Origin of the sequence: Flavobacterium agri, assembly GCF_013401995.1 — a bacterium.
GTDB classification, from domain to species: domain Bacteria; phylum Bacteroidota; class Bacteroidia; order Flavobacteriales; family Flavobacteriaceae; genus Flavobacterium; species Flavobacterium agri.
Window position 1 is genome coordinate 173,799 of the sequence record NZ_JACBJI010000006.1, and the last position, 11,892, is coordinate 185,690.

Genomic DNA, 11,892 nt, shown 5'->3' on the forward strand with positions numbered 1-11,892 from the left:
TATACTTGCGTAAACCGACACGACATGATCACCTGTAAAAACTGCAACCACGATTTCGACGGGAATTTCTGCAACCTCTGCGGCCAAAAAGCCAAAACTGCGCGCCTTGATTGGCATTACCTTTCGGACGAAGCCAAATATACGTTCCTTCATTTCAACGGCGGATTGACTTACAGCGTCAAACAACTCGTCACGCGACCTGGGCACACCGTTCGCGAATTCATCGAAGGCAAACGCGTCCATCATTACAAGCCTGTTTTGTTGTTGTTTGTACTGGCCGGTATATACGGATTATTGATGCATTATATCGACATGACTTCGTATTTCGGTTCTTTCACCCATACCGGAACCGAAGAACAACAAAAAAAGGTAATCGAACTGCAGAACAAGATATTTGAATGGCAGGTAAGCCATTATTCCTTGATTGAAATCGTGAGTATACCGGTGGTTTCTTTCGCTTCATGGCTCGCTTTTAGAAAGTGGCGCTATAACTTCATCGAACACATCATCCTGAATTCTTTTTCGGCCTCGTTGCGCTTGCTGTTCAACATCGCTGTCTTTCCGTTATTCTATTATTCGATTGGAAGTTCTGCGATGTTTTCGATACACGCTCTTATCGCGCTGACCGGATTAGCTCTTACTTTTTGGACGTACATCGGTTTTTTCGGAAGCGGCAAAATCAAACCCATCCTGGGCAGACTGATGTTGTTTTTGATACTGATCCTCGTCGAATTCGTGATTATGATGATTCTTTTTTCTTTAGCGATTATATTTCTTTTCGGCGATAAATTCGGTATCACACATTAAAACACCACTTCTAGCGTAACATAAAACGTGCGCGTTTCGCTTGGGATGATTCCCGGTCCTGGATAACCCGTCGCGCGTCTTGTGAAGTAGTTGTTGTTGGTGAAGTTGTTGATTCCGCTTTCGAGTTTCCAGTTTCTCCATTTGTATGAAAGTCCTAAGTCGGCTACGTAATACGATGGGATTTGCCCGAAAACGCCATATGTATTGTCGTTCGGATCGCTTTTCGAATTCGAAGCGTCGGTAAACTGGTCGGAATAATACGTAAGCTGGATCGTCGCAAGCACGTTTCTATATCCGACGCCCGTTCCCGTTTTCACATTGACAAGCGGTACGAATTCTACTTTATTCCCTTCTATGTTGCCCGCATCCGAGTCGAGGTATTCCGAACCTGTAAGCGCACCGTTCGCGAAAACATTCCAGGAAAAATCGGGGCTGTCGAAAAACGTACGGTCGAGTTTCCAGTCGACCATCGCTTCAAAACCATACGTAAGCGCATTGCCCACATTGGTCCTGTAGCGCACCAATCCGGCCGCGCCGTTCGGGTTTTCGGCTAAATATTCTCCGATTTTTTCTCCGTAATATAAAGCGAAAACACTGGCGTCGAGCGAGATTTTATCGTTGAATTTCCCACGGATTCCAACATCGGACGTATACCCTTTTTCATCGTCGATTCCCGGATCGATCGCAAGTCCGGGCGTGCTCGTGCGGATGTCATTGTACGTGACCGAACGGTAATTGCGCGACACGTTGCCGTAAAGCTCGAACCCGTTGTCCATTTTATGCGCCATTCCGATTCCGAACAGGAAAATCTCGCGTTTCTTGTCGATTTTTTCGTTTATGGTTTCGTCGAGGATCACGTTTCCGGCCAAATCGTACAGCACGTTGCGGTAAAAACCGTTGGCTTTGGTACGGATGCTTTCATATCGGAATCCGGGCGTGATCGAGAATTTATCCGAAATGCGGAACACGTTTTCCCCGAAAATAGCCAAGTTCAAATTCGGATAAGTGTATTGGGTCATCGCATCGTCGGCCAATTCGAAATCGGGTCCCGAACCGGTCGAGCCCGCACCCTGGAATTCGCGGTTATGCGCCTGATAATATTTCGCGCCCAACAACAAAGCGTTGTTTTGGCTGCCGATTTTGTACTTTCGCAAGTAACGCGCCTCAGCTCCCCAATTCGCGAATTTCCCCGAAATCAAATCGCGGTTCGAACCCGGAACATCGTCGGCCGACACGCGGTTCTGGCGATATCCGACGGCCTGACGTTGCGCATCGAGTCCGAAAAGTTGCAATGAGAAATTGTCGTTCGAACTGAATTTGTGTTTCAATTGAAACGCGAACAGATTCCAATGTACATCGAACCAGTTACGTGCGCGGTTGCTTTGTTCCGGATCCTGATTGAACATCAAATCGGTGAGCCCGCCCGGTTGTTGCGCGAGGTAGTTGAGGTTGGTATAATCGAAATGGATCGACGTCTTTTCGGAAAACGCATAATTCAAATTCGCGAAAAAATTGCGGCTGCTGAATTCGGAATTCGGGCGAAAACCGTCGCCTTGCTTATAATTGAAGTAGGTGTAATAGCTGAATTTACCGACGGTTCCGCTCAAACTCGAAAAGTTCGTATACAAACCGTAAGAACCGAGGGTATTGCGCAAGACGATTTCCATTTTCTTCGTCGACGGATCGTGCAGCTTGAAATTGATGAGCCCGCCGAACTGCGTGCCGTATTGCAACGAAGCCGCACCACGCACGACCTGGATTTCCTGAAGCGCTTCGACCGGAGGCGTGTAATAACTTTCGGGATAACCCAAAACATCGGCACTGATATCGTAACCGTTCTGGCGCGTATTGAAATTCGAGGTCCGGTTCGGATTGAGCCCGCGGCCGCCGACCGAAAGCTGTAAACCGCCGTCCGATCCTTCGTTTATCGTAAGCCCGACGACCTGGCTGTACACCTGTCGCGTATTGTTCACGGCTTTGTTCACGGTGAGTTGGTCGACCGAAACGACCTCTGTTTTCTTTCCGGCATAAATCGCGGTTTCCTCTACATCTCTGAGCTTGTTGAGCGCAAACAGCTTTTCGCGTTGTTTTTGGATGACGACTTCCGAAAGCAGCTCGACTTTGAGGAATTTGACTTCGACGACTTTTTCGGATGGCGACAACGTCATATCGACCGTACCGAAATCCTCGGCATAAAAAGTGAAATCGTACGCCTTGTTTTCGGGAACCGAAATCACCGACGGACTTTGCTTGAGCACGAACTTTTCTCCGGTCGTCTTATTGTAGACCTCGACGGGCCAAACCGCCTCGGCACTTATATCCGAAAACGAGACGTTGATCGAAAACTGGGCGTTGGCGGTAAGTCCGAAACACAAAAATAACAGGCTAAAAACCGTAAATCTCATCGTTGAAAAGTAAAATCCAGGTCTTGTGCCTGAACGATTCGTATTGTTTTGAAAGGTCGACTTTAGGGTCGATATAAGGTTGCGACAAACGTCCGTTGAGCGCGACATAACTTGTGCAAAAAACTTTTGGGTCTTGGATCCCGCGTTTTTCGAATTCATCATGAAGGAAATGTGCGTATTCTAAAATGAAATCGGGTTGGAATGCCATCTGTTTTTCCTGGAAAGCCGTGAGAAATTCATGATTGTCAACATGAACTACGGCATTTCGAGCTTCATCGACGACGCGGAATTCGGTGTAACCCGCTTTTTCCATAAGCATCACGCGCCATGAGAAGCGAAAACCTTCTTCGGTCCAAAAAAGTTCGTCGGGGTAAAGCAAGTATCGAAACGGAAAAAACAGCTGGAAAACGACGAAAGCGATCACGATATTGAGCTTCATCACATTGGGCAGGTCGAACGTCTGGACTTTCTCTTTGGTCATGATCAGCAACGAATGCGGCAATCTGAAAATGCTTCGGATGTAGCCCAAAACACCGCGATGGAACGACGGCCCGAAGAAAATTAACGTCGCCACGATCATGATGTACGGGAAAATCCCGATCGGGAACAAAATCTTGGTCAATATGTGAAACACGATCACGAGCAGGAATGCCCAGAATCGCGTTTTCCGGTTGAGCAGTAAAAACGGGATCGTCAAATCGTAAGCCGCGCCTATCCAACAAAACGCATACTGCATCCAATTTTGGTTGAGCCAGGTTCCGATGAGCGGCAAATCCATATTTCCGGGAAGCCAGATCTTGAGTGGCATCGCGTGCAACAGCCAATCGGAATTGAGCTTGGCCAGGCCTGCGTAGAAATAGACGATGCCGAGAAGCAGTTTGAGAATATCGGTCGTCCAACGCGGAATCCTTGAGAAAGCAAGCTTCTGGTTGCGATGCGCATCGACCGAAAAAAAAGCGTTTGCGGGCAAAAAAATCATGATGAAACTCACGACCGACACAAAATAGTAATGGTTCAGGTACGTGGTCTTGTCCATGAGTTCGATATACGTGAACGTGAGGAAAAACGTAACGATAGCCAGCCTGTATTTGAATCCTATGGCGACCATGAAAGCCGAAACCGCGCATACGGCGAATAGCAAATACGTCCAATCGCCCAAAGGCTTGACCCATTCGAAACCGTAATACGTAAAGTGGAAAACGGGTTTGATGTAGAATTTTTCGATCCAGCCGTAAGCCGCAAAACGAATCAATCCGCCGAGCATCATAAAACCGAACGCCAGCCTGAAAAAGGCCAGCGTCGCCGCATCGCATCCCGATGCCAGATATTTGCGGATCGAAATCGCCATGGCTTAATCGCCGTCTCCGTCTACGTAATCGATCGTGATATTAAGCGCCTGGAGCATGTCGAGTTTCACATAAACGACTTGCTGTTGGAGCACGTTGTACGCGTTGATCATTTTGGTATTGTCGCTGAAAATCTGCTCAGAAAAACTTTCGTCCAAAGTAGTATTGGCTTCGAAAACCGCTGTGAATTGGTTGTTGATGATCGTGGAAAGGTTCTGGCCGTTTCGCACCGCGTTCACATGGTCGAGATAGGTTTTGAGACCTGGTCCGGTCGTCGCATTTCCGAAAGATTTTCCGTTGAAGAAATCCTGTTCGGCATGAAGCGATTCGTTGAGCAGATTGCGTGAAATGTCGTTTTTGTAATAGGCTTCGACTTTTTCGGGAAATGTCGTCCCGTTCGAGAAAAGTCCCGACGGAATGCCCAATTTGCCGTAGCGGATGTCTTTTTCGAGCGTCTTCACGAAAAGGTTCGTGATCTTGTTGGTCGAACTGCTCACGGAATTGCCATTGCTCGCCACGAACGAATCGCGGAAACCACCGTTCCAATCGGCTACGACCGCATCGATGACGGTTTTGAGACGGGTCGTGACATCGGTAAGGTATTGCTTGTATTTGACGGCGTTCGCATTTGTCGTATAAAAAGCGAGAATTTCGGGATCGTTGTTACCAAGCCCGTTAATCAGATAGTCGACAGCCGGAAAACCTTGTTTATCGAACTGTGAAAATGTAGTCAGGTTGTAATTGCCCGAAGCGATGTTGGCTTCGATTCCGGTCGCGCTTGCCGGATACGTATTTCCTGACAACTTCAGGTTCAGATCCTGTGCTTTTCCGATATCATAGAGCATCACGTATTGGAACGCTTTGTAGCCGTCAAGCCACGACGCGCGAAGTGTTTCGAGGTTCAGCTGTGAAGGGTTTGCGTTGAAAGCCGCTGCAGCGGTCGCAAGCGTATTCACTTTCGCTTGATAGTTTTCATACGAAGGGATGATGATGTTATCGGCCCAATGGGTAAGCATTGCCGAACGGTCGAAAGTATCCGACGGGTTATCGCCACCATCGGACGAAGAACAACCGAAAGCGACCAAAGCGAAAAAGGCAAAAAGGAGAATTTTCCTCATCTCAAGAAATTTTCGGCAAAAATAATGAAGCTGATTTACTTATGTTTATTTATTCTAAATAATTTCGTCAAATTGTTGATAAGAAATCGCGACGCAAATATTTTTTCGCAAATGTTCGCATCGGCTTTTGTCTTTCGGAACAAAGGATTTACATTTGCCGTAATTTTAAATCAATCTAAATAAACAATGAAAAACATATCTATATCTGCCGCGTTTTTGGCTGTCGTAGGTTGCTCTTTCGTGACTTCTTGTAGCGATGACGATTCAAATGATGGCGTTACCAAAGCGAAAGTGATCAAGAATTACGCGGACATCGCTTACGAAAACTACAAAGATGCATACGACGATGCCGTAGAACTTGAGCAAGCGATCAACGCATTTGTAGCCAATCCTACCCAAGCTACTTTCAACACGGCTAAAGAAGAGTGGAAAGAATCACGCGAAAGTTATGGTACGACAGAAGCGTTCCGTTTCGCGAACGGGCCTATCGACGACGCCGACGGACCGGAAGGTTTGATCAATTCTTGGCCGTTGGACGAAGCATATATCGATTATGTCGACGGAGATGCAAATGCAGGAATCATCAACAATCCGGCAGAATTCCCTACAATTACGAAAGTTTCGCTCGAAGCGTTGAACCAAACCGAAAACGAAGAAAGCGTTAGCGTTGGTTACCATGCGATCGAATTTTTGCTTTGGGGACAGGATTTGACGGCTCCATCGGCTAACATGGCGGGACAACGTCCATACACCGATTTCGTTGACGGAGGAACCGCTTCAAACCAGGATCGTCGTCGCCAATATTTGTTAGCTTGTGCCGATTTGTTGACCGACCACCTGTCTTCGCTTGTAACCGAATGGCAACCGGGAGGTGCCTACCGCACGACTTTCCTCGCTTTGCCCGAAAACGAAGCGTTGCAGAACATGTACCTCGGAATCGTGACGTTGGCTTCGGCCGAACTTGCCGTAGAGCGCATGGACGTCGCGCTTTTGAACATGAGCCAGGAAGACGAGCACTCTTGCTTCAGCGACAACACGCACCGCGACGTACGCTTGAACCTTCAGGGAATCGTAAACATTTATCAAGGCAAGTACGATGATATCGACGGGCCGTCGTTGGAAGATTTGGTCAAGAAAGCCAGCACTACGGCTTTCAGCGCGACACAAACGTCCTTGCAAGCGGCACAGACCAAGATGAACGCGACTCAAATCCCGTTCGACGCGGCGATTTCTGAAGGCCCGGATTCTACCGAAGGCGCAAAAGTAAAAGCTACCGTTGAAGAACTTCAAAACCTTGGCGCGACATTCATTGCCGGAGCCGCAGCGATCGGAGTTACCGTCAACGGATAAAAAATATTGAATCTATTTTGGATGAGAGTGCTCTGTTTCAGGGCACTTTTTTTCCGTTTATAATACACAATGAAAAAAGTTTACCGTTGCCTTTTGGGCGCTGTGCTATTTCTATCGGTTTCGGCTTGTTCCGACAGCGATTCCGACTACCAACCTTTGACTCCCGAAGAAGGCGAACAATTTTCGGGCGGCTCGTCAACGGTTTTCAATTCTACCGAGGAAGCGTTCGGATTTGCATCGTCGGCGATCACGCCAGACCAGGCTTCCGATTTTGGTGTCGGGAATTCGTTTTTCCGCCAGAATTGGGTCATGGCACCTTCTTCGACCACGGCTCGCGACGGCCTCGGCCCATTTTACAACGCGATTTCGTGCGCTTCGTGCCATTTCAAGGACGGACGCGGTAGACCTCCAAGCTTCGACGGGGAATTCGGAAAAGGCTTGCTGTTGCGGCTTTCAGTTGCGGGCACAGACGCGTTCGGAGGCCAACTTCCCGACCCGATTTACGGCGGACAATTGCAGGACAAGGCAATTTTCGGACAAACGGCAAAAGGAGACTACACGATTTCGTACGAAACCATCATCGAAACGTTGGCCGACGGCACGACGGTAGAACTGCGCAAACCGATTTACCACATCCAGAATTTGGCTTATGGCGATATGGCCACAAACGTAATGGTTTCCCCTCGTATCGCGAACCAGATCATCGGCATGGGCTTGCTCGAAGCCATTCCGCAGCAAACGATTTTGGATTTCATAGACAGCGGCGACAGCAATGGAGACGGTATTGTCGGGAAAGCGAACTACGTGCGCGACTACACTTCAAATACGACCAAACTCGGACGTTTCGGATGGAAAGCCAACCAACCTTCGATACGCCAACAAGTCGCGATGGCCTTGCATCAGGACATGGGATTGACAACTTCGCTTTTTTCAGTCGAAAATTGCCCGCCGGGAATCGATTGTAACGCGATTCCGAATGGTGGCACTCCCGAAGTACCCGATTTATCGCTCGACCGCATGGTGTTGTATTCCCAGGCGTTGTCGGTACCGGCTCGCAGAAATCTCGACGACCAAAGCGTGTTGAGAGGAAAACAGATTTTCGCCGAGCTCAATTGCATCGGATGCCACAAACCGAAAATCCAGACGGGAAGCGATTATACGATCGCGGGCATGCGTAACCAGACGATACGTCCTTACACCGATTTGTTGCTGCACGACATGGGTGACGGACTGGCCGACAACGCCAACGACTACCTGGCCAACGGTCGCGAATGGAGAACCCAGCCGCTTTGGGGAATCGGACTTATCAATACGGTCAACGGACATACGAACCTGTTGCACGACGGACGCGCACGAAACGTAACCGAAGCGATTTTGTGGCACGCCGGCGAAGCGACGAATTCGAAAAACGCGTTCAAACAACTCAATACTTCCGAACGTACGGATTTGCTGAATTTCATCAACTCGTTGTAATTTATATTTAAGCCACGAATGGCACCGATTTTCACAAAACATTCGCGAAAATCAGTGCCATTCGTGGCTTTTTTTGACTTCGACGAAGGAGAAGTCTCTGCCTAAAGCTTACGGCTTAAAGCCTAAAGCCATTATACAGGTTTATATTCTACCACTTTCCAATCTGCGGAAAGCAAGTCGATGTAGTTGTAATGCAGCACGTCGTTCTTATCGAATTCACCGCTTTTGTTCGTGTCTTCTATCGTGCGGAAATACAGTCGGTTTTTGGATTCAATGAAATTCCAGTCGATCAATTCCTGAAAATCCGGAGAGACTTTAACCAATTTGTTTCCGTTGATTTCCCCGATATACAACGTACGGATATCGCTCGCATCAAGCTTTCCGTCCTGATTCGTATCCATATCCGAAAGCGAATACACCAAAATCTGCTGTTTGGTCTTATCGGCGAATGCCTTTAGGAAAGTGGCGGTCTGGATAAGCACGGGTTTATCGAAAACGGCTTTTATGGAATCCGAAGAAACTTCCTGGATTTTAAGATTTTTCAAATAGCCCGTAATTTCGAATTCCCCGTAATTGGAAACCGTAAAGCTTCCTTTTTCGTACGAATAACCCGATTTTCTCGCACCGTCCATTACACGATATTGCCCGACGGGATGAATCAGGTACGACGTTCCCGAAATCTGTATCGGCAAATCGGCGATTTCGATCTCGGAAGAATCGGCCGCGGCGGCCACGGCTTTGGATTCGCGGGCCTTATACGTCACTTTGGGCTTTTCGGTATCCTCATTTTTACAGCCAACGGCAAACAACGCAACGGACAACGATAGCAACAGCGCTTTTTTCATACGATCGGGATTCGGATTACACTTCAAATATACTTAAAAATTGAAAGGTCGATTTTCGAGGCTTACAACCTTGCGGAAAGTTTAACGTTGAACACGCGCGTGGTCATGTAGTTCGGGATGCCGTACTGGTTTTTGGTATACACGTCGCGCACCCACGTATTCGTGATCGCATTCTGGTTGTTGAACATGTTGAAGATCTCGAATCCGACAGACAAATCCTTGAACTTTTTGAGCCAATGGCCATCGGGACGCGTCCCATTGGTTTCGGTGAACACATATGAGAACCCGACATCGGCACGGCGATAATCGCGCAAACGGCTTTGGTACACATAAGGATCGGCATACGAAGGCGAACCGCCCGGCAATCCGGTGTTGTACACAAGATTGATATAGACTTTGACGTTCGGGATCGCTGGCATGTAATCCTGGAACAACACGCCGAATTTGAGCCGTTGGTCGGTCGGACGCGGAATGAACCCACGATCGTTGAGATTCTCTTCGGTTTTCATATAACTGAAACTGAACCACGATTCGGTGCCTTTCACGAATTCGCCGTTCAATCGCATGTCGAGTCCCGTCGCATAAGCTTTCGCATCATTGTTCGCACGATAGCGGATGCGCACGTTCTCGAGCGTATACGTATTGATGTCCGACATGGATTTATAGTAGACTTCTGCCGAAAACTTGAACGGACGATCCCACATCTTGAAGCTGTAATCGCCTCCGGCCACGTAATGGATCGAACGCTGGGCTTTCACGTCGGGATTCACGACACCTGCAGAATCACGCAATTCGCGGTACATCGGAGGCTGGTAATACAAACCGCCCGACAATCTAAACAAGATGTCGCGTTCCCATTTGGGCTTGATCGTAAATTGGGCGCGCGGGCTGAACACGATCTGGCTTTTGCCGTTTTCGCCAAAGTCGTTCGAAACTTCCCAATTGTGGGCGCGCACGCCGGCGTTAAGCCAAACGTCGCTTGTTCCGATATGGGTTTTGCGACTCCATTGCGCATATCCCGAAAACCTTTCGATTTGCGTGTAATTGAGCGCACGCACGTTTTGGTAAGGCACGAGCGGGCCTGTATAAGGATTGTACGGCTGATCGTTCGTCGGCAGACCGACAATCGGCGGATTCAATGAAAAACCTGCCGAATCGATGACTTCCCACTCTACCAATCGGTCGCGAATGTCTTCGCGCGAATATTTGAAACCCCATTCGATAGTGGTTTCTTTCGGCAATTTGTGTGAACCTTTCACTTCGCCGTTCACTATAAAGGCGTCAAGGTCGTTTCTCGCATGGTTGAGCTGTTCGCCGATTCCACGGTTGAAGACGACGTCGCCGAACGTATCCGAACCGATATTAGCATCGACCTCACCCAAAAAATAAGCCGCGTAAATGTCGAAATACTCCTTTTCTATCGCGTGGTAAGCCGAACCGATGAACTTCAGCGTGAAATTATCGGATACTTTATATGTCGACTTGAGCGCGCCGAAATACGTCTCGTACTTGTCTTTTTCCTGACCTTCGTAAAATACCTGGAGCGCGATCGGCTCATCTATCGTTCCGAAATTCGTCTGGCGTGTAAGCGGTTGGTAATTGTAGCGGTTTTGCGAAATGTTGCCCAAAAAGCTGAACGTCCATTTCGGCGTCGGATTGAAGTTGATGTTGGTCTGGATGTCGAAAAACCGCGGGCGGAAATTCGTCTCGGTCTCCTGACTGTTCACGAGCATGCTATTGTCGCGGTAGCGCGCACCGATAAGTCCTGACCATTTGTTGTTTTTGGAAACGAGGTCGGCCGAAACGCTTCCGCCGAGAAGGCTGGCTTGTGCCGATGCGCCGAATTTGGTCGGGACGCGATACGTGATGTCAAGTACAGACGACAGTTTATCGCCGTATTTCGCCTGGAATCCGCCCGATGAAAAGTTGACGTCCTGAACCAGATCGGTATTCGTGAAACTCAAACCTTCCTGTTGGCCAGAACGGATCAAAAACGGTCGATACACCTCGATTTCATTCACGTAAACCAAATTCTCGTCATAGTTTCCGCCACGCACCGAATACGCCGTACTCAATTCGTTGTTGCTCGTAACGCCTTGCAAGAGCTTGACGATGTTCTCGATCCCGGCATTCGCACCCGGAATGTTGAGCGCGAGTTCGGGTTTGATATTGATCACGCCTTCGATCTGGTCGCGGTTCTGCATCGTAACGATAACAGTCTCGAGTTGTTCGAATTCCGAGTTCACGACCGGATTGAACTGAAGCGTTTCACCGGGTTTCAATTCAAAAGCCTGGGATGTTTTTTTATACGACGGATGCGTCACGACAAGGTCGAACTTTTGGTTGGCAGGCACGTCGATCACGAAAAAACCGGTCTCATCGGTCGTGACTGAACGGTTTGCCGCAGTTACGGTAGCGCCGTCGACAGCTTGGTTGTCTTCATCTAAAATGACTCCGGTGATTCTCGCATTCTGGGCAAAAGCCACGATTCCGAACAAAAGGAAAAAGAGCGAAAAGAGGTGTTTGTTGGTCTTCAAATGGTTTGGTT

Annotated in this window: 8 protein-coding genes; 3 read left to right on the forward strand and 5 right to left on the reverse strand. The window is 48.4% G+C overall.

Translation table 11 applies throughout. The features are described from left to right. The first annotated feature begins 24 nt into the window (after window positions 1-24). Window positions 25-807, forward strand: coding sequence for a DUF3667 domain-containing protein (locus tag HZF10_RS14165; protein WP_176006877.1), 783 nt, complete (start codon window positions 25-27; stop codon window positions 805-807). Here HZF10_RS14165 and HZF10_RS14170 read toward each other — a convergent pair. The 3 genes from HZF10_RS14170 to HZF10_RS14180 are packed head-to-tail and all read right to left on the reverse strand — an operon-like array spanning window position 804 to window position 5,676. Beyond that, window positions 804-3,212 carry a TonB-dependent receptor family protein gene (locus HZF10_RS14170; RefSeq protein ID WP_176006878.1) on the reverse strand — a complete coding sequence of 803 codons (2,409 nt, stop codon included), beginning with the start codon at window positions 3,210-3,212 and terminating at the stop codon, window positions 804-806. The genes HZF10_RS14165 and HZF10_RS14170 overlap by 4 nt on opposite strands. Next, window positions 3,193-4,560, reverse strand: coding sequence for an HTTM domain-containing protein (locus tag HZF10_RS14175; RefSeq protein ID WP_176006879.1), 1,368 nt, complete (start codon window positions 4,558-4,560; stop codon window positions 3,193-3,195). The genes HZF10_RS14170 and HZF10_RS14175 overlap by 20 nt, the downstream gene beginning before the upstream one ends. 3 nt (window positions 4,561-4,563) lie before the next feature. After that, window positions 4,564-5,676, reverse strand: coding sequence for an imelysin family protein (locus HZF10_RS14180; protein WP_176006880.1), 1,113 nt, complete (start codon window positions 5,674-5,676; stop codon window positions 4,564-4,566). 186 nt (window positions 5,677-5,862) lie between these two features. Between HZF10_RS14180 and HZF10_RS14185 the strand changes: the two genes are divergently transcribed. Continuing rightward, window positions 5,863-7,026, forward strand: a complete 1,164-nt coding sequence (locus tag HZF10_RS14185) for an imelysin family protein (protein ID WP_176006881.1) — start codon at window positions 5,863-5,865, stop codon at window positions 7,024-7,026. 69 nt (window positions 7,027-7,095) lie between these two features. After that, window positions 7,096-8,499: a di-heme oxidoreductase family protein gene (locus HZF10_RS14190; protein WP_176006882.1), complete on the forward strand. Its 1,404-nt coding sequence runs from the start codon at window positions 7,096-7,098 to the stop codon at window positions 8,497-8,499. A gap of 131 nt (window positions 8,500-8,630) precedes the next feature. Here HZF10_RS14190 and HZF10_RS14195 read toward each other — a convergent pair whose 3' ends face one another. Further along, window positions 8,631-9,344, reverse strand: a complete 714-nt coding sequence (locus HZF10_RS14195) for a hypothetical protein (RefSeq protein ID WP_176006883.1) — start codon at window positions 9,342-9,344, stop codon at window positions 8,631-8,633. Between the two features lie 62 nt (window positions 9,345-9,406). Beyond that, on the reverse strand, window positions 9,407-11,881 hold the full coding sequence (locus tag HZF10_RS14200; protein WP_176006884.1) for a TonB-dependent receptor: 2,475 nt from the start codon (window positions 11,879-11,881) through the stop codon (window positions 9,407-9,409). Window positions 11,882-11,892 lie beyond the last annotated feature (11 nt).